The sequence below is a fragment of the Bacillus shivajii genome (assembly GCF_020519665.1).
Classification (GTDB): Bacteria; Bacillota; Bacilli; order Bacillales; family Salisediminibacteriaceae; genus Bacillus_CA; species Bacillus_CA shivajii.
The window spans coordinates 3877966-3899465 of record NZ_CP084703.1; the positions used below are offsets into that span (position 1 = coordinate 3877966).

Here is a 21500-nt window from a genome sequence, read left to right on the forward strand (position 1 = left end):
CGATAAAACGTTAGATAACGCTTTCATTTTCGTTTTTATTGTTCAATCATATTTTCCTGCATAAAAATTAAAGCCGCCGCACCAATCAACCCTGTATCTCCATGAAACCCAGAACGTACGATTTCTGTTTTTCTGCCTCCAGGACTTAGTGCACGTTTGGACACATAGTCACCAACAGCATTTATAAGAGGATCCCCTACATTAGATACGCCCCCTCCTATGATGATCTTTTCAGGTTCAAAAATATTAATGAGCGACACACATCCCATACCAATACGTACAAACACGTCATCAACAATTTCGGTTATTTCAGGGTGACGATCATTGTATAGGGCGAAAACGTCCTTCGTTGAAAGAGTCTTACCAACAGCTTCAGATCCGAGTCTTGAGATGGCCGTACCTGAGGCAATAAATTCAAAACATCCTTTTTGGCCGCAGTGGCATATGCCATACGACGGGTCAACAACCATATGACCAATTTCACCTGCATTTCCATATGTTCCAGTAAATAACTTTCCATCCGCAACGATTCCTGCACCAATCCCAGTGCTTACTGTTATATAAATAAAGTTATCAGTTCCCTGCCCTGCTCCAAGCCATTTCTCAGCAAGAGCCGCGGCACTTGCATCATTTTCTAAAACAACAGGCAACTGCAATGCGGTACTTACTTCTTTAACGACAGGAACATTGACCCAATTTGGAAGGTTAGGAGGGCATGCCATTTGTCCATTTTTAGCATCAAGTGGTCCTGGGGCTCCAATCCCTACTCCAATAACCTCTTCTTTTGAGAGTGCATTTTCTTCAAGTAGCTCCTTGATGTTTTCTACAATTCTTTTAACCATTGTAAGAGGAGGGATTGATTGATCTGTAGGAATCAACTTCTTCGTTTTTACCTCTCCTTCTCTTCCGACAATTCCTATCGCTGTTTTGGTCCCTCCAATATCTACACCAATGACATATCTCATCTCTATTTCCCCTTCCATTTACATCGTTTGTTTATGCAAGAATGCATGGTTTATCACTAAAGCAGCTCCACCGAGTACAATACTATTCTGCAGCTCTGAAGTTGTAATTTCTGCTTTGTATGTGTTCTTCTTATGTGTGTTTCTTCTGACAACCTCGGACACCTTTTCAACAACAACCGGATGTGATTGCCCAAACTGTCCACCAATGATGACAAGTTCCGGGTCGAAGGATTGAATGACATTTACAACTGCAATCCCTAAATATTGCGCCACTTCCTCCGCTGTTTCCCTTGCAATCGGTTCCCCTTCGTTTAGATCATCAATGACTTGTGAAAAATGAGCAGGCTTACTCGCTACGTGATTTCCGGCTGCCTTTCGTTTTTTCTCTGCACGTAATGCAATTGCTTTGATTGATGTGAAGGTTTCTAAACATCCATATTTACCACACTCACAACGATCGCCGTGAACATCGATAATCGAATGGCCAATTTCCCCTGCTTCGCCATACATACCTCGGTAAATCTCTCCATTCATCAAGATTCCACATCCAACACCTACATCCGAGTAAATATAGATGACTTGCTGTAAACCTGAAGCTTTTCCAAACCACTTTTCAGCCAATAAAGCCACATTTGCATCATTATCAATCGTCACCGGGAGTGATAATGCATCTTCTAGCATGGTGCGTAGTGGTAAATTTTCCGCACCGTAAAAATCATGTGGTGAAGCTTCTTCACTCATTTTATTTAACGGCCCTGGCATGCCTACACCAACCCCTAACAGTTTTGAAGCAGAAACATCCTGTTCTGACAAAATATCTTTAGTTGCCGATTCAATAAATGAGACGAGACTTCCGATCGTATCCTGCTCACTTGTGACTTTATTTCTCAATGAAACTAAGTCTCCGTGAATATTAATTAAAGCAACACTCACTTCCTTTCGACCAAGGTCAATCCCGAAGGAATACGCACAATCTTTATTTACTTCAAGTAAGACTGGCCGTCTTCCACCTGTAGATTCAGCAAGACCGCTCTCTCTAAGGATCTGATTCTTTATAAGCTTATTAATGATGCGTGTCATTGTCGGCTTAGGAATATCCATTTCGCTAGCCAAATCAACTCTAGATACTGTCCCTTTTCTTCTCACGAGTTTAATAACATCTTTTGTATTCTTATCCGACTCTTGGATAAATGTAAGGATGTTCACTACCTCACCCCTTTCGGTTACTAATTTCAGTATAGATTCCCAAACAATTAATTTCAATATGGAATTATCTAAATAATCGGTTGTTCCAAAAAGGCAAATAATAGACCAGATACCCTTTACTTTAATAGATAACGGTATCTGGCCTTGTACATATTATTGTGTTCAACAAATAGTAAGATCAATCTTCCTTTTACCCTTTCGACCCTGTTAACGCAATACCTTGAATGAAGTATTTCTGTAAGAACATAAACACAACAATCATTGGAGCTGTTGCCATTAGTGCACCTGACATTAATAGTGGGTATTGAGTATTATATTGCCCTTGGAAAGATGCGATCCCGATCGATAGCACTCTCATGTCATCAGAGTTTGTCACGATTAATGGCCACATAAAATCATTCCACGTTGACATAATAGCAAATATTGCTAGAGCAATCATCGCTGGTCTTGAAAGAGGTAAAATGATTCTCCAATAAATTCCAAAGAAAGAGCACCCATCAATTTTTGCGGCTTCATCCAGTTCGCGAGGAATTGACATAAAGAACTGACGAAGAAGGAATACCCCAAACGCACTAAAAATCCCTGGAGTAATTAATGCCCAAAATGTATCAATCCAGCCAAATTCCCTCATAACAACGAAACTAGGTATCATCACGATTTGTGATGGGACCATTAATACAGAGAGAATTAACACGAACAAGATATTCTTGCCTTTGAAGTTCATTCTAGCAAAAGCAAATGCTGTTAAAGAACAGAAAAATAACTGACCAATCGTTCTCCCAAGTGTCATTAGGATTGTATTCCAGTAATAAGTTAAAAAGTTCACCTTTTCAAATACCTCTGCAAAGTTACTAAACTGAAAACTTTCTGGAATAATTGTCGGCGGAACTTGCATCGATTCTGAATAGGTTTTCAGCGAAGTCGATATCATCCAAAGAAAAGGGATGATCATAATAAAAGCGCCAACAATCAAAATGATATGAATAAGTAGTTTTTTATAATTTATTTTCGCTTTCAATCGATCCCCTCCATTAATAATGCACCCACTTCTTCTGGAAGTATAATTGAATAATTGTTAGAACTAAAATAATGATGAACAACATAAGTGCCTGTGCTGAGGCATATCCCATATTGAAATATCTAAATCCATGTTCCCACATGCTATAAACAATTGTTCGCGTCGGATATAGCAATCCAACATTTTCACCCATCATCATATATACAAGATCAAACACTTGTAACGAGTTAATCATTGAAATAACAAGGACAAAGAATAAGCTAGGAGACAGTAACGGTATTGTTATGTAAAAAAACTTCTTGATGTCACTAGCTCCATCAATGACAGCAGCTTCATAATATGATTGAGGAATTCCTTGTAGACCTGCCAACAAAATGACTGTACTATTCCCGACAGTCATCCAGACACTTGCAATAACAATAGAGATTAAAGCAAACCTCTCATCGAAAAGCCACGCTGGCTGTGGTAAGTTTAATAGACTCAGTGAGAAGTTTAATAAACCGTATTCTGAGTTATACAACCATCTCCAAACCATACCTACAGCTACAGGCATCGTGATGACAGGAATAAAGTAAAGGGTACGGTAAATGACCATTCCTTTTATTTTTTGATTTAATAACGTTGCAATTAATGTTGCAATCACCATCGAAGCTGGAACAGATAATATTGTAAAAACAAATGTATTTAACATCGCCCTAATAAAAGTTTGGTCTTGTAATAGATTAATAAAATTAGCTAGACCGCTAAAATCTGGAGCAGATAATCCATCCCATGTTGTAAAAGATAAATAAAAGGATGCCGCAGCTGGAACAAGAAAAAATGTACCTAGACCTAACAGAAATGGTGAGATAAATAAATAAGCTAGAAGTGATTCCTTCGAGAATGTCTTCTTTTTTTGTTTTTTTAGGACGACTGTTTTTTTATTAGTTTCTTTTACCGTCTGATAGCTTCCCAACCTTCCCACTCCTTTTTATAAAGAATAGGCAGAGTACTCTGCCTATTCTTTATAATGCTTCCACTATTCATTGGCTAATACTTCATTCATATGGTCTGCCATTTTTTGAACAGCTTCTTCAAGCGTTTGCCTTCCTAAAAATGCGTCTTGTAATTCCTTAATCTCAACATCCTGCCACTCAGCAGAGTTTTTTGAGTTAGGTGATGGCACTCCATACTCCAGGCTGTCGATAAAGACTTGAAGATCTACTGATGGGATAGATTCAAGCCACTCATCTTCTGTTCCTTCATAAGCTGGAATACTAAAACCTGATTCTGCAATGTGCTCATTCGCTGTCTTATTCGTTAACGTATTTACTAATTCCCAAGCTAACTCGGCTTCTTCTGTATTTTCGTTAACAACCCAGCTAAGACCGTGGACAATCGATGCACGTTCTTTACCTGCAGGTAATAGAGCTACTCCTAAGTCTCCTCCAAGCATTTCATATGCTGCAGGAACATTAACGGAGATAAGAGGAATCATGGCAGCTCTTTCAGATCCGAAAATTTGCTCTGGTTCTGTCTCCATTTGCTGTTGTGCGGTTGGTGAGATTCCTTGTTGGATTAAGTTCTCCATCCATTTAAATGCTTCTAAAGCTTCAGGGGAATCAAATCCAGATTTTGTTTTATCCTCATTAATTACATATCCACCTGCTTGGTGAATCAAGTTATAATAACCTTCTTGACGTTTAACTTGTGCGACATATCCATAGACACCATCTTCTTCTGATGTTAGTTGAGCACCTACGTCTTCAATTGTATCCCATGTCCATGTTTCATCAGGATAATCTAATCCTGCCTCATCAAACATCCTTTTGTTATAAAACAATGCGATCGAATCTAAAAAGTGAGGCATTCCGTGTAAATCTCCCTCATAGCTGTAAAGCTCTAGCAATGACTCAGGATAGACACTCTTATCAAAGTTTTCTTCTTCGATAAATGGTTCTAAATTTTTAATAAATCCGCTTGATGTGTATTGATAAAAACTAGCACCATTAATCCAAAATACGTCTGGTCCACTCCCACCAGCAAGGCTCGTTCTTGTTCTTGTCCAGTAATCAGACCATGGAGTATACGTTACATTTACTTCAACATTAGGATTCGCCTCTTCAAACTCTGCAATAGACAAATCAATCACATCACTCACTTCTTCATCCCAAAGAGCGAGATTTAATGTCTTTGTAGAACCACTACCCTCTGTCTCTGAATCTCCCCCGCAACCAGCTAATAACAGAACTGACAGGATGAACACACCGAACACTTTCATTGAATACGCTTTCATCAATTTGTTTCCCCCCTAATAATTAAATAGCATTTAATCTAAAACACATACGGAACTTCACCAGCGTTTCGTTGCTAACATCTAAAGGTTTAAATCTGATTGGTTGAGCTTTCTAAATTTTTCTTTATAAATATCTTCTTCTTTCTCTACCATTTGTTTTAATCTTTCAAGATACTTTTCACCAAACGTAGCAAATGAAAGACTTTGACTTTTATGAGCATCAGCAGCTTCTTTTTTAACATGGAAAGTCTCTTTCACATCGATTGCATAGTTTGGTTCGTCGGTATGGAACAAGTATGTTTCTGGTACATCATGTGGTTCTAACCCTTCTGTTTTATGTTCTGGATAATACCATACACCATCAGCTAAATATGCTGCCTCAACGGATACGAACCCGATTGTACGATGGTCTGAGTGAGGGTCCCACCTCTTCCATGGATCAAAGCTTATGACGATATCTGGCTTTACTTCACGAATAACTTTAAACACTTTTTCTTTTACAGAAGTCACATTTTGTTCTAGAGTTCCATCTTCAAACCCTAGCCAGATAACACGACTGATCCCAAGAATCTCAGCTGTATCTGCCATTTCTTTCTTCCTTGTATTTGTAATCTCAGAAGGTGTAACATTCGGGTCATGTGTTCCTTTATCACCATTGGTTGCGACGACTTGAATAACTTGGTTGTTTGCTTTACTTAACTTCGCTATTGTCCCGCCACATGCCGTTTCATCATCCGGGTGAGCGACAACAACTAGGACTGTTTTATTTTCAATCAAATAAACCCCTCCTTTTATCTTTTAGAGAACTTTTTTGTTGATGATGATACTTTGAAACCTTTCTGAATTGTCCGGGGCTGATCCCAATAAGTTTCTTGAATGTCCAGTGAAAATGAGTAACATTGTTATAACCAATTTCTGATGCAATCTCCGTTACACTTAGTGAAGTATTTCGCAGCATTTCTCGAGCAGTTCGAATTCTTTTAGAAGTAATGAATTCTATGAGGGAAAAACCTAGTGCTTTTTTAAATTCACGACTTAAGTATGATGGGTTTACATTGAGGCTTTTAGCTACCTCCTCTAAATGAATATCTTCTTTATAATGTTCATCAATAAATTCAAGCATGTTCCTGACAACTTTTTTCATCGGAAGTCTTTGGTGGCTTTTTATCAAGTTAATTTGTTGCTCATTTTTATACGCTCTATTTAGTTCAACTAAAAGCCACTGCATGATTAGTGAGATTGTATAATTTGATCGATTGTCTCCATTCTCCGTCTCCTCAAACATTTGATCGAAGAGAAACATTATTTTATTATGAAGATTTCCATTTACCTTCAGTTGGTGAGAGAAATCTGCTGGCCTATCAAAAAATAAGCTGAGTAAATCTTTTCCACCACTATTATCTGTTTTTGTAATTAAATGTGGGTCAAACATGAGAATGATTGCTTTAAAAGGCTGTCCGTCAATCAATTGACTTTTGTGCAATTCATAATTTCCTAAAATAAATAAATCACCTGTTTTAAATGTGTATCTCTTATCTTCAATGAAATATGTTCCCACTCCATCTAACACATAAAAAATTTCCAAGTACTCATGCCATTCAAATGGCATTTTCCAGTCCCCTTCATTCTCATCAATAAAAATTCTAAAATGAAAAGGCTCTACAAATGTTTGAAGAGATTTAGGCAGCTGCTCATCCATACCACCCCTCCTTAACGCACTGTATATATTTTTCGCAATTTTTATAATATACAGTAAATTTTAGCGTTAGTTTGGGGTCAAGTCCAATGAAATTTTGATTATAAGTTTAGATATTTTGACTTTTGATTTCTAATTTTTCACATCTGTTTCTGCTAACAATACATTTAGCTCCGCTTCAGTTGGAGCATTAGTATAACCGCCAACCGATGTAACACAAGCGCCTCCACAATAATTTCCCAGCTTCAAGCATTCAAGTGTTGACCTATTGTTTAACCAGCCGTATAAATAACCAGCAATAAAACAGTCCCCTGCTCCGGTTGCATCTACAACCTCCTGAGGTGCTGCCTCACTCTCATACACCTTTCCTTTTGTGTAAGCAATTGCTCCATCTTCCCCTAGTTTTATAACGACGTTAGGTACAATCTCAGCTAAAGCATCGAGTGCTTCGTATTTATCATCTTTTCCTGTAATTAACCGAGCTTCAGATAAGTTAGGAAGAAAAATATCTGATAATGCAATTTGTTCTTTTATACGCTCTGATGTTAGCCATTCTGGGTCCCATCCGGTATCGAGGCTAATTATTTTCCCATTGCGTTTCGCTTCAAGGATCATTTCCGTGTGACCTGGCTCAGAATTGGCATAAAAGTGAAAGAGCTTTGCTTTACTTTCACGAATGATCTTCTCAATGTGCTGGTGAAAATCACTAACTTCTACCTTCTCACCATAAGAAACAAAAGCACGATCGTTTTGATAGTTCATCGCGACAGATACTTGTGGTAATGATTTATCTAACTTATAAATAAGGTCCGTACATATTCCTTCCGCTTTTATTTTTGAGTGAATAATCTCTCCCCAAATATCCTTTCCGAGCGGTGTGACAATTCCAACATTTATACCTAAGCGGGATAATGCTGCGGGAGAGTTAATGGCCCCTCCTGCAGTGACATCCATCCCTTCTGTCCATACTTCTTCTCCTAGTTTCGGAAAAGACGGCAACCCATGAAAAATAATGTCACAACAAACGGTTCCCACAACAACTACATCATGATTAGACATTTGCTTTCTCTCCTAAATCACCAAATTGAGGTAAATATTCTTTATGCTGGGCGAGATAATCATTCACCACATCACGTGCAATCGTATTAGAATTCACTAAGGGGTGAATAGTCAGAGCCATAACTGCTTTTTCTATATCACCTTCAACTGCAGCTTCTATTGTTAATCGTTCATACTCTTTAATTGTGACAAGAAGACCCTTTACCGACGAGGGAACTTCTCCGACGGCTAAAGGTTTAGGCCCATTATTATCTAGAAGGCAAGTCACCTCTATGACATCTTCATGTTCTAGTTCTGGTATCACACCGTTATTCTTGACATTTAAGATTAGTTCTTTCTTTTTATTTTTAAAAATTGAAGATAAAATCGACATGGCCAATCCTTCATAACCTTCGGACTCCATTTCACCTAATGTTTCATTTTCATCACTGCCAGTTTCTGCAGTCATATACGTACTATTTCTTTCATTCATCACTTCATTATAAATACAAAGTGATCTAGCCATATCTCCTTTATTTTCTTTCAGTTGTTCAAGTAATGACCGATTTAACTTAACAATTTGTTCCCCACGAGTGTTTGTACTATTCTTCATATTTAATAGTGCTTGATTTTGATAATAGTAATAAAACAAATACTCGTTTGGCAGAAGGTTTAATGAAGTCACCAGTTGATTAGAAAAACATTTCATATGCGGATACACTTCAATAAACTCATCATAATTATTTAGGATCGAGAGCATTTGATTCGTACCATTTACAAGCACTTTGTTTACCCAGCCTAAATGGTTGAGACCAAAATAATTAATATACACATCCTCTTCTTTTTGCTTTAAATAGTGAGCGATCCCTATTTTCATAGAAGAAGGTGCATCACATATTCCAATCATCTTTAATTTCGTATACTTTTGTAATGCTTCCGTAATTAATCCTGAAGGATTAGTGAAATTTATAACCCATGCTTCTGGTGCAGTTTCTTCAATGACTCTAGCAATCTCTAACATAGCCGGTATCGTTCGCAAAGCCATTGCAAACCCGCCAGCACCAGTTGTTTCTTGACCAATAACACCATGCTTTAACGCAACTCTTTCATCTATGACTCGCCCTTTTTCTCCTCCTGACCGGATCGCTGTATAAATAAAATCTGCTCCTTGTACAGCTTCCCTTAATTCTGTAGTTAGCTTGACTTGAAAAGGATTACCTTCATTTGAAACAATGTGTCTTACTAATTCACCTATGATCGACAGTTTCTCAGCATTTGAATCATAAAGGACTAACTCCTCAATACATACTTCACCTTTCCAACGAATTAAGCCTTCAACCATGAGAGGAACTCGAACGCCCGCTCCTCCGATGAGTGTCAACTTCATAAAACCACTCCTTCCAAACAAAAATCTTAATGATACATTGATTTTATATAATTCTTTACAAATAAACTAAGGATGTTTTTCACAAATGTTTAGATTTTTTGACTTGTTATGTTGTGGAATTTTCTAATAATTGGATGTTTTCCTATCATGAAACGTTGAGGCTTTTATCAATATTTTTATTAAGACTGCATACGCTTTAAGAGGTTTGTATTTTAAAAGAAAGATTAATAGTGGAATATTTGGAGGTGATAACAATGAAGAACATTTTACTTGTAGGGGCAGGTACGATGGGAAAAGCTCATGCCGACGCCTATCAAGTCATGCCAGATGTCCACATTACTGGTATCGTCGATAGCGATGAAGAAAAAGCAAAATCACTGGCTAATAAATTTGAAACACAATATTTCCCAAATTTAAACGAAGCACTTCAAGAAAACGAAAATATACAAATTGTAGATGTTTGTCTACCTACTAATCATCATTTCCAAGCAGTTTCAGAGGCGACTAAACATTGCAAAGCAATCATATGTGAAAAACCTTTATCCAGAACACTGACTGAAGCGGAAAAAATGATCCAGCTTTGTAACAATAACAACTCAACCCTATATGTAGGACATGTCTTACGCTTTTTTCATGAATTTGCTTCTATTAAACAGCAAATTGAGAGAAATATGATAGGTGAACCGAAAATGGTGCGTTCGCTTCGAGGCGGGAGCTTCCCACGTGGCTATAATGATTGGTATTCTAATTCAGAACAGAGTGGTGGATTAATATTAGATATGATCATCCATGACTTTGATTTTTTAAGATGGTGTTTCGGCGAAGTAGAACGGGTATATGCAAGGAGCTTATCAGAAGATATAACAAACAAAATAGACTATGCGCTAGTTACCTTACGCTTCGCGAATGGAATGATCGCCCATGTAGAAGGGACATGGGCACACGAAGGTTTTTCTTCAGCTATGGAAATATCCGGAACAGATGGAATCATCGATTATGACAGTTCCATTGACCAATCCATTCACTTACAACCGCGTGTGAAAAATAACGTTTTTAGTGGTGTAGCCGTTCCATCATCACCATTAAACGAAAGCCCTTATTACCGTCAACTTCGTCATTTTATAGATTGTGAGAATAACAAACACACACCAATCGTAACTGCGAAAGATGCTTATGAAGCGATGAGAATCGCACTAGCTGCAATCGAATTAGCGAAAACGAAAGAGCCTGTTACATTAAATCATAATTGAGGTGAGTTGAGTGAAAGTAGGGATTATTAGCTTTGCTCATGTACATGCAGATAGTTATGCAAAAGCATTAATAGAAATCCCGGAAGCACAATTAGTAGGAATAGCTTATGAATAAGACATTGATACAGGACGAAAAGCTGCAGAAAAATATGGGACTGTGTTTTACAATTCAATAGAAGAGTTATTAAATAGTGACATCGAGGCAGTTATTATTACATCGGAAAATGCTCGCCACCGAATACACAGCGAACAGGCTGCACTTGCTGGAAAACATATTCTTTGTGAAAAACCAATTGCGACCACACTTGAAGATGCTAAAGAAATTGCAAAGGTTTGTGAAAGGGAAAGGGTGTTTTTTCAAACTGCATTCCCAGTTCGATATAGTACGCCGATTAAACAAGCGAAACGATTCATTGAAGATGGTTCTTTAGGCGACATATTGGCAATGAAAGGAACAAATCGCGGGGAAAATCCAGGAGGATGGTTTGCAAATTCAAAACTGGCTGGCGGCGGGGCAATAATGGACCATACCGTACATGTCACAGATATTATGAGATGGTATACCAATTGTGATGTATTATCGGTATATGCTGAAATAGGACGACTATTTCACGAAGCTGAAACTGAAGATAGCGGATTATTGACCCTAGAGTTCAAAAATGGAGCCTTTGCCACCTTAGACTGCAGCTGGTCAAGAAATGCAGCTTATCCTACTTGGGGTGATGTCATGCTTGATATTATAGGGACAAAAGGAAACTTAAAAATCGATGCCTTTGGACAACGGATGAAAATTTACACGAATAACGGTGAAAGCTGGGAATTCTGGGGAGACGATATGAATAAAGAAATGATCAAAGACTTTATTCATCGTTCCGATAAAGGGGAAAAGCCAGCCGTTACAGCTCAAGATGGGATTGAAGCATTACGTGTCGCATTAGCTGCATATCAATCCGCATCCCAAGTAAGAACGATTCATCTATAACATGAAGGCTGTCCCAAACATATGGGACAGCCTCACTCATTGATTAATGGACCACATAAGTCATTCTAGGTGATCATACAATACTATTTCTTCGAAATAATTCCAAAGTGATGGGTACCTTTAAGTCGAACCTCTAATAATTAACTCTGGAGAATATAAAAGTTGTTCATTTTTATTTTTCGGGTGCTGAATTTCCTCCAGAAGAAGGTCGACGATTTTTTTCCCCATTTCCTCAATTGGCTGAGCAACCGTCGTTAATGGCGGAACAGTCGTTCTCGATAAAATGGTATTATCAAAACTGATAATGGATAAGTCAGATGGAATACTCAATCCTTTTTCCTGAGCAACTTGAAAAGCCCCAATCGCAAGCAAATCATTGACCGCAAAAATGGCACTTGGCTTATCATTGCTTGTTAATAATTGTTCTGCACATTTACGCCCGTTACTAACGGATGCATCTGTCAGAAGAATATTCCCCTCATCAACACTCAAGTCGTAATCCTGAAATGCATCTCTATATCCGTAAATTCGTAAGTTACTACTTCGGACATTTTCCCCTATTAAGCCTATGTTTTTGTGACCTAAAGATAGTAAATGGGACGTTGCAAGATAACCGCCCTTATAGTCATCAATCGATACACCATGAACTGAAATCGATGGGTTATAATGAGCAATCATGGCAAGCGGAATTTCATCTTCAACTAGCCGATTAAGAAGATCTTTATTACGAAAACCAGAAGATAAAATAAAGCCGTCTACTTGCTTTCTTAAAAGTAATTGAATATATTTACTCTCTTTATCTTTGTTGTAATCGGTGCTACACATAATAACACTTAACCCTAGTTCGTGAGCCCTATCCTCGATATGCCGTGCAATTTCTGCAAAGAAGGGGTTAGAAATATCAGGAAGCAGCAACCCAATGGTATCCGTCTTTTTCCCTGTTAAAGCTGAAGCAACTAAACTTGGATAATAATTTAATTCTTCCATTGCTTTTAATACTCGTTTTTTTGTATCTTCGCCAATCCTACCTGTATTGTTAATCACTTTTGAAACGGTTGCAATTGATACATTTGCTTTTTCAGCTACTTGGTAAATTGTCACTTTCATATTTGTCCACTTCCTGAATTGTTATTCATTCAAGTATACATGATCAAAGAATTTTATGGAAAGATCAAACGTATCCCTTTATAAATGCCGTTAGATTCCTGCATGTTCTTTAATGTAATTCCTTGCAATTAAGGCATATTCAAAGGGATTTGCCTTTTTCGGGTCCTGTTCAGCTTCAACTAACATCCAACCTTTATAATTACGCTTTGCTAATGCTTCAAAAATCGGTTTAAAGTCGATTTGACCATCTCCTGGTACGGTAAACGCCCCTTCTTTCACTGCAGTTAAGAAACTCCAATTTTCACTTTTCACTCTTTCTGCCACATCAGCTCTTACATCCTTTAAATGAACATGCATAATGCGGGAGAAGTGTTTTTCTAAAACATGTAAAGGCTCTTCCCCAGAAAAAACGAGATGACCAGTATCATAGAGCAAGGATACTAGTTTTGGGTCTGTCATTTCCATTAACTGGTCAATTTCTTCCGTTGTTTGGACACCGGTTCCCATATGATGATGATAAACGAGGGACATATCTTTTTCATTCGCTAATTCACCTAAGTGATTTAGTCCGTCTGCTACTGTCTGCCATTCTTCTTCAGTGAACTGAGGCTTTTCGGGAAACAACGGTGTTTCCATCTTTCCTTGAATGCTATTGCCTTGCTCTGAAACGACAATGACCTTCGAACCCATTTCATGTAGAAAATCACGGTGTTTAATAAATGCATCGACTGTTGTTTGAAGCGGAGCTGAAGTTAAATGAGCACTAAACCAAGCACTCGCAATTTCTAACCCTCGTAATGAGAGGGCTTTTTTCAGTTCCTTGGTATCACGAGGATATTTATTGCCTACTTCTGTCCCTGTAAATCCCGCTAATGCCATCTCACTAATACATTGCTCAAACGTATTTTCTCCTCCTAGTTCAGGCATATCGTCGTTTGTCCAGCCAATTGGGGCGATTCCTAACTTGACTTCGTTTGGATTAAACATATCTTTTCACCTCTTTAAGTTTTCTAATATTTACGTGCCTTTTTTAATTCTTCTAATCTATCATGATGAGCTTGAACAATAGATTCCTTTTGTGATACTTCAGCTACCCCGACATTCCACCATGAATCATAACCATTTGTCATCGTTTTCGGGAGTACCTTAATATCGAGTAAAGTAGAAACCTCTTGTTTTTTCGCATCTTCTAAAGCAAACAATAAGTCATCAACGGTCTTAACTGAGTAAGTTTTTACCCCGTAACCTGCTGCGCTTTGAGCAAAGTCAACAGGAAGAATATCGCCGTCTAAAGCGTTTGATTCTTTATCTCGTTTCCTGAATTCTGTTGCAAAACTTCCCATGCCATTTCCCATTTGTAAGTTATTAATACAACCGAATCCAGCATTATCAAGCAATAAAACATTAATTTTTTTGCCTTCTTGCAGGCTTGTCACTAGTTCTGAATGAAGCATCATATAACTCCCATCACCAACTAGTGCATACACTTCCTGTTCTGGCTGTGCCATTTTCACACCAAGGGCACCAGATATTTCATAACCCATGCAAGAATAGCCGTACTCCATATGGTACGTGTTTGGCTTACGATTCACCCACATTCGCTGCAAATCACCAGGTAAGCTTCCCGCTGCCCCTACAACGATTGCATCTTCATCAATTTGTTTGTTAATATGACCGAGCACTTCTGTTTGTGTCAGTGCAGAGTTTAGAACTTCAGCATATTCAGTAAGCTTTTCGTCCAAATGGCCGCTTACTTCCGGCTTAAAGTCCTTCTTTTCAAAAGAAACTTCATAAAGACGGTTCAATTCTGTTTCCCAATCAGCTTTTGCTTGTTTAATTTCTCCTTCATAAGCCGATTGATATTGATGTTTCTCTAGCTGCTGATCAAGAGCGGTTAATGATTCTCGAGCATCTGCGACAACTTTTACAGCATCGAGTTTCCCTGCATGGAAATCAGAAGCATTAATTAATAAGTAATCAACATGCTCATTTTGGAAAAGCTGTTTGGAAGCAGTTGTAAAGTCTGTTAAGCGCGTACCGATGCCAATAACTAAATCTGCCTCTTTCGCTAACCGGTTAGCTGCCAAGTTTCCAGCAACACCTACACCACCAACATTCATTGGGTTAGAACTTTCAACAGCACTCTTTCCTGCCTGCGTTTCGCCAAATGGAATATGGTATTTGTTTGCAAAGTTCTTTAACGTTTCTCCAGCCTCAGAGTAACGTACACCGCCACCGCAAATAATAAATGGTTTCTTCTTTTTTGTAATTAAAGAAAGGGCATCTTCTAACTCAAGGGCTGTCGGTGTTCTTCTTTCGATCCGGTGCACCCTTTTTTGGAAGAAGTACTCTGGAAAGTCGTATGCTTCTCCTTGCACATCTTGGGGCAATGAAATGGTCACTGCACCTGTATCCTCTTGGTTCGTCAGCACTCTCATGGCATGAATTAACGCTGACATCACCTGCTCAGGACGACTGACCCGGTCCCAGTACTTACTCACCGGACGAAGGGCATCATTTGTAGAGAGGGTCGAATCATGCGTTTGTTCAATCTGCTGTAAGACAGGATCTGGCTGTCTACTTGCAAACGTATCACCAGGAAGAAGCAATAATGGAATGTTATTTGCTGTAGCTGTTGCAGCTGCTGTTACCATGTTTGCTGAGCCCGGTCCAACAGAGGATGTACAAGCCACAAATTGCTTTCGGTGTTTTTGTTTTGCATAAGCGATTGCAGCATGAGCCATTCCTTGCTCATTACGCCCTTGGTATACTTCTAAGTCTCCACGGTCCTCTTCTAATGCCTGACCTAATCCGACGACATTTCCGTGACCGAAAATCGTAAAAATCCCTTTAAATGCTTTATGTTGTTTTCCATCAACTTCAAGATATTGCTCATTTAAAAACTTTACAATTGCTTGAGCTGTCGTCAAAAGCATCCACTGTCACCTCTTCATTGAATTTTATATACTTAGAGAAAGCCGGATAGTAAACCTACCCGACTTTCACTTTTTATGTCCAGCGTGATGTTAACATCTTCTTACGAGTATAGAACTCGACTCCGTCATTTCCATTCGCATGTAAATCGCCATAGAAAGAATCTTTCCAACCTGAGAATGGGAAAAACGCCATAGGAGCTGGCACCCCAATATTTACACCAAGCATACCTGCGTCAATTTTTTCACGGAATTGACGTACTTGCCCCCCATTTGTTGTGAAAATACAAGCACCATTTGCAAATCGGGATTGATTTGATAGTTCAACAGCTTCAGGTAAGTCCTTTACTCTTGTTACAGACAGTACAGGAGCAAAAATCTCATCTTGCCAAATTTTCATTTCGTTTGTTACTCCATCAAAAATTGTTGGTCCAACAAAATATCCTTTTTCTTGAGCATCGACGTCTTTTCTACCATCACGGACGAGTGTTGCTCCTTCTTTTTCTCCAGTCTCAATGTACTGAAGTGTACGCTTTTTATGATCTTCACGAATCACAGGACCTAAGAATACGTCATCCTCTAATCCATTACCAATCGTAATTTCATTTGATTTTTTCACTAATAAATCGATGAATTCATCAGCTACTCCTTCTTCAACAGCTACAACTGCGCACGCCATACAACGTTCTCCTGCCGAACCAAATGCAGCCGTTACAATTTGCGTTGCGGCATTTTCTAGATCAGCGTCATTTAAGACGATGGAGTGGTTTTTCGCACCAGCAAGAGCTTGAACACGTTTTAAGTTTTCCGTCCCTTTTTTATAAACATATTCAGCTACAGGCTGAGAGCCTACGAAGGAGATGGCTTTAATTTTTTTGTTTTCTAAAATGCCGTTAACGACATCGTGAGCACCGTGAACGATATTCAGTACACCGTCTGGAAGACCGGCTTCTGCAAATAATTCTGCAAGACGATTAGCAAGAAGAGGTGTTCGTTCAGACGGCTTTAATACGAAAGTGTTTCCAACTGCAATTGCAAGTGGGAACATCCAGCATGGTACCATCATTGGAAAGTTAAATGGTGTAATTCCGCCAACGACTCCGATTGGATAACGATACATGCCAGACTCAAGGCCATTTGCAATGTCTGGGAGCTGTTTTCCCATCATTAAACTTGGAGCTCCAGCGGCAAATTCAACACACTCAATCCCACGTTGGACTTCTCCATGAGCTTCTTTTAAGCTTTTTCCATTTTCAATTGTAATAATTTCAGCGAGCTCATCCCAATGATCTACGAGAAGCTGTTGATATTTAAAAAGAATTCTTGCCCGTTTTGGGACAGGAACCTCACTCCATGTTTCAAATGCCTTTTCTGCTACTTCTGCTGCATGATCTAACTCTGAAAATGTTGAAAGTGGTACATGGGCAATCACTTCTCCTGTAGCCGGATTGTACACTTCTTCTGTCTTGCTTGATGAATCAACCCACTGTCCACCGATATAGTTTTTCAAGTGTTGTACTGATGTAACTGCCATAATAAAGCCTCCTAATATAATAGTTGACGTTCAAATTTATAAATTAATGACTTGTTCGCTTATGCGTGCACTTTTTCTGCTGTTTTCATAAATTCATTGATTTCATCGACTGTTGGCATTGCATCTGAACAGCTATGTTTGGAAATCACAATGGATGCAGATGCACTTCCAAATTCCATTGCCCTTGGAATCTCCCAGCCTTGTAATAGTCCGTAAATAAAGGCTGATGCATAAGAGTCTCCAGCACCAAATGTTTTCAGCACTTTTGATTTAAAAATCCCGCCACGGTGCGATAATCCGTCTGCCGTGTAGGCAATAGACCCTTCTGATCCATGTTTAATCACGACGATTTTAGCATGATAATCAAACCACCTTTGAGCTGTCTTTTTGTCATCAGACTCGTAATCTTTTATAAACTGCTCCATCATATCGAACTCTTCTCGTGTTCCAATAATGACATCACATTTTTCCGCAGCTAAACTATAATAAACCGCTGTTTCTTTTGAAGAATTCCACGTATATGGACGATAGTCCACATCAAAAATCACTGTGACATTGTGTTTTCGTGCATATTCAAGTGCTAGGAAAACTGCCTCTCTTGATGGGCTTGCAGCAAGTGCTGTTCCTGAGACGAGTAAAATTTTTGCCTGCTTTATATATTCTTCTGATACATCATCTGTTGATAATTTAAGATCGGCTACATTATCACGATACATGAGAATACTGCAATCTTCCGGACTAAGAATCTCTGTAAATGCTAATCCTGTTACAGCTCCAGTGTGATCAGTTGAAACATTTGATGTATCAATTTTGTTTTCTTCAAGATAATTTGTTATGAAACGTCCCATTTGATCGTCCGAAACTTTCCCAATAAAACCAGCGTTAAGCCCAAGACGACTGGACCCGATCGCGATGTTTGCTGGAGAACCACCTACATACTTTGTAAACGTTCTTGTTTCTTCCATTGGACGATGTATTTCATTTGCATTTAAGTCAACACATAAGCGGCCAATTCCAATAATATCTATAGGCCTATTTTGTTCAAAACTTAATCCATTCATCGTTACGAACACTCCTTTGCTTCAGTTTGCGAGGATCAAACGATCCTGCCCCGCACATTTGTGAACTTGAATTAGCTGATTATTTCTTTTCCATCACATTTTCAAATAACCATTCATGGTCTGGGTCATTGTTAAATTTCCATTTTCTTACTAGGCCCGCCATTACGTTTAAGTAATATGATTCATACCCAGGAATAGCAGATACAGGGTGATACCCTTCAGGAACTAACACGACATTTTTGTTTTCTACCGCGAGTGTTTCATTTAAACTTCTGTCATCGTTGTATACTCGCTGAAAAACAAAGCCTTGTTCAGGGTTAACCTGGTGGAAATACGTTTCTTCTAAATACGTTTCATGAGGGAAATTATCCTTATCGTGTTTATGCGGCGGATAACTAGACGTATTTCCATCCGGCGTAAAAACTTCAACAACAAGTAACGAGTCCGCTGGTTCATCTTCAGGAAGAATGTTATGGATTTTTCGTGACATTTTTCCAAAACCGCGGTCAGCTGTCCCCACATCTTGTGGCTTAATTAAGCGCGCTTCGTGCGTCCCTTTGCCAGGTGAAGCACAAACAGCTAACTCTAGATCCGTTAAGGCAGTCACTTCATATTCATCATCATTTGGAACATAGACAGAAAATGGAGGAATTTTTTCAAAAACACTCATTCTCTCTCCGATCTGATTAAACTGTTCCTTTGAAGTATGCACGTCAGCCTTACCAGTTAATAATACGAGACAAACTTCATTCCCTTCTGTTTGCTTATGAAGTCTCTCTCCCTGTTTTAACGAATACACTTCAAATCCAACATAATCCCAGCCAGCTGATTCTGGGGTGACAGATAAAACTTTCCCATCTTTATCTGGGGATGCAGGCTTTACAATTAATTCAGACATGATTGAATTCCTCCTGTTTTATTAAAAATCTTTCTTTTTTTACGGTACGAACTTTTATATCTAGTACTCTTGTTATAAAGATTAAATAGTCTTAAAGAGTTTATCCTCTATTTCACTAATTTTAACGGATCGATTTTCTCGTAATGAAAGGTTTGCTGCATGTGCTAACAGCTCAGCTTTGAATCCATCCTCACCACTGCATCGAACTGGCTTATCTGTAATAATTGCATCAACAAAAGAGTGCAGTTCTTCAACAAATGCGTCATGGTAACGGTCGAGGAAGAAATGCTTTGGTTTTTCAATGACGACAGATTGGTTTGTACTCACTTCTACATTTGTCAGCCGTTCATTGTTTGCACTGGCAGCACCTTGACTTCCGAATACTTCAACCCTCTGGTCATAGCCGTAATCCGCTTTTCGACTATTATCAATGACTCCAAGAGAACCATCCTCAAATGTTAATGTAATGATTGCTGTATCGATGTCCCCGCACTCGCCAATTTCAGGATCAACTAAATTAGCGCCTTTTACGAAAACCTCTTTTACATTCGTCCCTGATAAATATCTCATCATATCGAAGTCATGGATCGTCATGTCGATAAACAATCCTCCTGAGCGTTCAATGTATGATCTTGGTGGCGGCTCCGGGTCTCTGGAGGTAACTTTTAATAGATGAGGATCACCAATTACTCCTGCATCTACGGTTTCATAGACTTTGCGGAAGTGTTTATCAAAACGCCTATTAAAACCAATTTGTAACTTCACCCCTGCTTCAGATACAGCTTGAAGCGCTTTCTTCGTTTCTTCAATACTAAAGCTGATTGGTTTTTCACAGAAAACATGCTTACCGGCTGAAGCTGCTTCGACAATGATTTGAACGTGAGTATCTGTCGACGTACAAATCAATATTGCGTCAACTTCTTTATCTTCAAGAATTTCGGTATAATCAGTCGTTACATAATTTACTGCTTTTTCTATCGTCGAGCCTTTAATGTGGTCAAGATACACATCAGATACAGCAACAAGGTTTGCTGTATTCATTTGTAAAATGTTATTTGCGTGCAATTGACCAATTCGCCCCGCTCCTATAATTGCAAGATTTAATTTTTCCAATAACAACCCCTCCATTTCTTTTAAAACCATGCCGTTTACCAGCTGTCTCACCTTTTTAGTCTTTTTTTATTGCCCCACTCCAGGTAAGCGCTTAACCACAGTGTACTCTCTTCCTAGTTTTTTGTCATTTTAAATTGTACTTTGAACAAAACTCATGGGACAATTCTCTATTTATTTTGCGAGACACTTTGCTAGCATTTTCGACGTTTTTTCAATCCCTGTACTTATACATTCATCTGGGGAAAGTGACCAATATTCTGGACGGAATAACTCTAATGATGCAGGTCCTTTAAACCCCTTTTCGTGCAAGGTATGCAAAATTATCTCTAAATCGATGACTCCGTCACCAGGCCATAATCGATGGTGATCTCTCAAGCTTCCTGGAACTTTATCCTCACTATCATCAATATGGAATAAGAAAATTTTTTCTTTATCAATATCCTTTAATAAAGCAATATTAGAATTCATGGCATGAAGGTGAAAACAATCGACCACAAGTCCGACTCTCGGATCGTTGACTTCCTTCACGATGTCGTACGCTTGTTCTAATGTATTAACTGAACAATGCGGATAGCCAACAAATTCAAATGCAAGCCTCATATCTGAATCTAGGACCTCTAATAAACATTTTAGCTTGTCGACTGTCTCTCGTTGAACTTCCGCTTTAGATGGGTTTGGTACTTCAAACGTTGGAACGACGACGATTGTATCGCAATTGATTTCTTTCCCTATGCGTTGCAGAAACCTTAAGTCATTTTTTTGATTTTCAAATATTGTATCATTTTGAAAGGTGAAAAATTCAATTGCATTAAAAGCCAAAGGCTTTAATTTTGCTTGATTAAAGAATGCCTTAAGGTCCTCAACTGTATTTGTTTGCAAGTATTCTTTTAATTTATCAAGACGTATTTCAATAAAATCATATCCATATTTTTCACAAAGCTGCATGTCAGTTTTTAAGTTCGATGAATCTAACGTTGTCGCTTGATTAAAACCTATTTTCATAGCTTCCCCCTTCTATAACAGTGAATAATTTCTTG

19 protein-coding genes are annotated in these 21500 nt (G+C 38.5%); 2 read left to right on the forward strand and 17 right to left on the reverse strand.

Features of this window, described 5'->3' with window-relative positions:
* Positions 1-35: 35 nt before the first annotated feature.
* From LGQ02_RS18765 to LGQ02_RS18805, 9 genes are all read right to left on the reverse strand, one after another.
* Positions 36-965 carry an ROK family protein gene (locus tag LGQ02_RS18765; protein WP_226515807.1) on the reverse strand — a complete coding sequence of 310 codons (930 nt, stop codon included), beginning with the start codon at positions 963-965 and terminating at the stop codon, positions 36-38.
* An 18-nt stretch (positions 966-983) separates the two neighbouring features.
* Entirely contained in the window at positions 984-2171 is a 1188-nt protein-coding gene (locus LGQ02_RS18770) for an ROK family transcriptional regulator (RefSeq protein WP_226515808.1), read from the reverse strand.
* A gap of 190 nt (positions 2172-2361) precedes the next feature.
* A complete protein-coding gene (locus LGQ02_RS18775; RefSeq protein ID WP_226518376.1) occupies positions 2362-3123 on the reverse strand; it encodes a carbohydrate ABC transporter permease in 762 nt (253 codons plus the stop codon).
* 79 nt (positions 3124-3202) lie between these two features.
* Positions 3203-4144 (reverse strand): carbohydrate ABC transporter permease, encoded by a 942-nt coding sequence (locus tag LGQ02_RS18780; RefSeq protein ID WP_226515809.1) that lies wholly within the window; start codon positions 4142-4144, stop codon positions 3203-3205.
* A 63-nt stretch (positions 4145-4207) separates the two neighbouring features.
* Entirely contained in the window at positions 4208-5464 is a 1257-nt protein-coding gene (locus LGQ02_RS18785) for an ABC transporter substrate-binding protein (protein WP_226518377.1), read from the reverse strand.
* 81 nt (positions 5465-5545) lie between these two features.
* Complete coding sequence (locus tag LGQ02_RS18790) at positions 5546-6241, reverse strand: PIG-L deacetylase family protein (RefSeq protein ID WP_226515810.1); 696 nt, start codon at positions 6239-6241, stop codon at positions 5546-5548.
* Positions 6234-7163 (reverse strand): AraC family transcriptional regulator, encoded by a 930-nt coding sequence (locus LGQ02_RS18795; protein ID WP_226515811.1) that lies wholly within the window; start codon positions 7161-7163, stop codon positions 6234-6236. The genes LGQ02_RS18790 and LGQ02_RS18795 overlap by 8 nt, the downstream gene beginning before the upstream one ends.
* A gap of 129 nt (positions 7164-7292) precedes the next feature.
* Positions 7293-8219 (reverse strand): carbohydrate kinase family protein, encoded by a 927-nt coding sequence (locus LGQ02_RS18800; RefSeq protein WP_226515812.1) that lies wholly within the window; start codon positions 8217-8219, stop codon positions 7293-7295.
* Positions 8212-9585 carry a 6-phospho-beta-glucosidase gene (locus LGQ02_RS18805; protein ID WP_226515813.1) on the reverse strand — a complete coding sequence of 458 codons (1374 nt, stop codon included), beginning with the start codon at positions 9583-9585 and terminating at the stop codon, positions 8212-8214. The genes LGQ02_RS18800 and LGQ02_RS18805 overlap by 8 nt, the downstream gene beginning before the upstream one ends.
* Before the next feature lie 254 nt (positions 9586-9839).
* On the opposite strand from LGQ02_RS18805, the gene LGQ02_RS18810 reads away from it, so the two are divergent.
* Both LGQ02_RS18810 and LGQ02_RS18815 read left to right on the forward strand, forming a co-directional pair.
* Positions 9840-10835, forward strand: a complete 996-nt coding sequence (locus LGQ02_RS18810) for a Gfo/Idh/MocA family protein (RefSeq protein WP_226515814.1) — start codon at positions 9840-9842, stop codon at positions 10833-10835.
* A gap of 157 nt (positions 10836-10992) precedes the next feature.
* Positions 10993-11817: a Gfo/Idh/MocA family protein gene (locus LGQ02_RS18815; protein WP_319003494.1), complete on the forward strand. Its 825-nt coding sequence runs from the start codon at positions 10993-10995 to the stop codon at positions 11815-11817.
* Between the two features lie 120 nt (positions 11818-11937).
* Here LGQ02_RS18815 and LGQ02_RS18820 read toward each other — a convergent pair whose 3' ends face one another.
* The 8 genes from LGQ02_RS18820 to LGQ02_RS18855 form a co-directional block, all read right to left on the reverse strand.
* A complete protein-coding gene (locus LGQ02_RS18820; protein WP_226515815.1) occupies positions 11938-12924 on the reverse strand; it encodes a LacI family DNA-binding transcriptional regulator in 987 nt (328 codons plus the stop codon).
* A 90-nt stretch (positions 12925-13014) separates the two neighbouring features.
* Entirely contained in the window at positions 13015-13911 is an 897-nt protein-coding gene (gene iolE, locus LGQ02_RS18825; protein ID WP_226515816.1) for a myo-inosose-2 dehydratase, read from the reverse strand.
* 23 nt (positions 13912-13934) lie between these two features.
* Positions 13935-15860: a 3D-(3,5/4)-trihydroxycyclohexane-1,2-dione acylhydrolase (decyclizing) gene (gene iolD, locus LGQ02_RS18830; RefSeq protein WP_226515817.1), complete on the reverse strand. Its 1926-nt coding sequence runs from the start codon at positions 15858-15860 to the stop codon at positions 13935-13937.
* A 73-nt stretch (positions 15861-15933) separates the two neighbouring features.
* Positions 15934-17391 (reverse strand): CoA-acylating methylmalonate-semialdehyde dehydrogenase, encoded by a 1458-nt coding sequence (locus tag LGQ02_RS18835; RefSeq protein ID WP_226515818.1) that lies wholly within the window; start codon positions 17389-17391, stop codon positions 15934-15936.
* A gap of 59 nt (positions 17392-17450) precedes the next feature.
* Positions 17451-18452, reverse strand: a complete 1002-nt coding sequence (gene iolC / locus LGQ02_RS18840) for a 5-dehydro-2-deoxygluconokinase (RefSeq protein WP_226515819.1) — start codon at positions 18450-18452, stop codon at positions 17451-17453.
* 79 nt (positions 18453-18531) lie between these two features.
* Positions 18532-19350, reverse strand: a complete 819-nt coding sequence (iolB, locus tag LGQ02_RS18845; protein ID WP_226515820.1) for a 5-deoxy-glucuronate isomerase — start codon at positions 19348-19350, stop codon at positions 18532-18534.
* A gap of 81 nt (positions 19351-19431) precedes the next feature.
* Positions 19432-20463 carry an inositol 2-dehydrogenase gene (gene iolG, locus LGQ02_RS18850; protein WP_226515821.1) on the reverse strand — a complete coding sequence of 344 codons (1032 nt, stop codon included), beginning with the start codon at positions 20461-20463 and terminating at the stop codon, positions 19432-19434.
* Positions 20464-20634: 171 nt separating this feature from the next.
* Entirely contained in the window at positions 20635-21465 is an 831-nt protein-coding gene (locus LGQ02_RS18855; protein WP_226515822.1) for a sugar phosphate isomerase/epimerase family protein, read from the reverse strand.
* Positions 21466-21500 lie beyond the last annotated feature (35 nt).

What these genes read in the sequence shown, in the direction of transcription:
- iolE (WP_226515816.1), bottom strand. Translation starts at nt 13,911, where the DNA reads ATGTTTAATCCAAACGAAGTCAAGTTAGGAATCGCCCCAATTGGCTGG.
- LGQ02_RS18775 (WP_226518376.1), bottom strand. Translation starts at nt 3,123, where the DNA reads ATGATCATCCCTTTTCTTTGGATGATATCGACTTCGCTGAAAACCTAT.
- iolC (WP_226515819.1), bottom strand. Translation starts at nt 18,452, where the DNA reads ATGAATGGATTAAGTTTTGAACAAAATAGGCCTATAGATATTATTGGA.
- iolD (WP_226515817.1), bottom strand. Translation starts at nt 15,860, where the DNA reads ATGCTTTTGACGACAGCTCAAGCAATTGTAAAGTTTTTAAATGAGCAA.
- LGQ02_RS18795 (WP_226515811.1), bottom strand. Translation starts at nt 7,163, where the DNA reads ATGGATGAGCAGCTGCCTAAATCTCTTCAAACATTTGTAGAGCCTTTT.
- LGQ02_RS18785 (WP_226518377.1), bottom strand. Translation starts at nt 5,464, where the DNA reads ATGAAAGCGTATTCAATGAAAGTGTTCGGTGTGTTCATCCTGTCAGTT.
- iolB (WP_226515820.1), bottom strand. Translation starts at nt 19,350, where the DNA reads ATGTCTGAATTAATTGTAAAGCCTGCATCCCCAGATAAAGATGGGAAA.
- LGQ02_RS18820 (WP_226515815.1), bottom strand. Translation starts at nt 12,924, where the DNA reads ATGAAAGTGACAATTTACCAAGTAGCTGAAAAAGCAAATGTATCAATT.
- LGQ02_RS18835 (WP_226515818.1), bottom strand. Translation starts at nt 17,391, where the DNA reads ATGGCAGTTACATCAGTACAACACTTGAAAAACTATATCGGTGGACAG.
- LGQ02_RS18855 (WP_226515822.1), bottom strand. Translation starts at nt 21,465, where the DNA reads ATGAAAATAGGTTTTAATCAAGCGACAACGTTAGATTCATCGAACTTA.
- LGQ02_RS18800 (WP_226515812.1), bottom strand. Translation starts at nt 8,219, where the DNA reads ATGTCTAATCATGATGTAGTTGTTGTGGGAACCGTTTGTTGTGACATT.
- LGQ02_RS18805 (WP_226515813.1), bottom strand. Translation starts at nt 9,585, where the DNA reads ATGAAGTTGACACTCATCGGAGGAGCGGGCGTTCGAGTTCCTCTCATG.
- LGQ02_RS18810 (WP_226515814.1), top strand. Translation starts at nt 9,840, where the DNA reads ATGAAGAACATTTTACTTGTAGGGGCAGGTACGATGGGAAAAGCTCAT.
- LGQ02_RS18765 (WP_226515807.1), bottom strand. Translation starts at nt 965, where the DNA reads ATGAGATATGTCATTGGTGTAGATATTGGAGGGACCAAAACAGCGATA.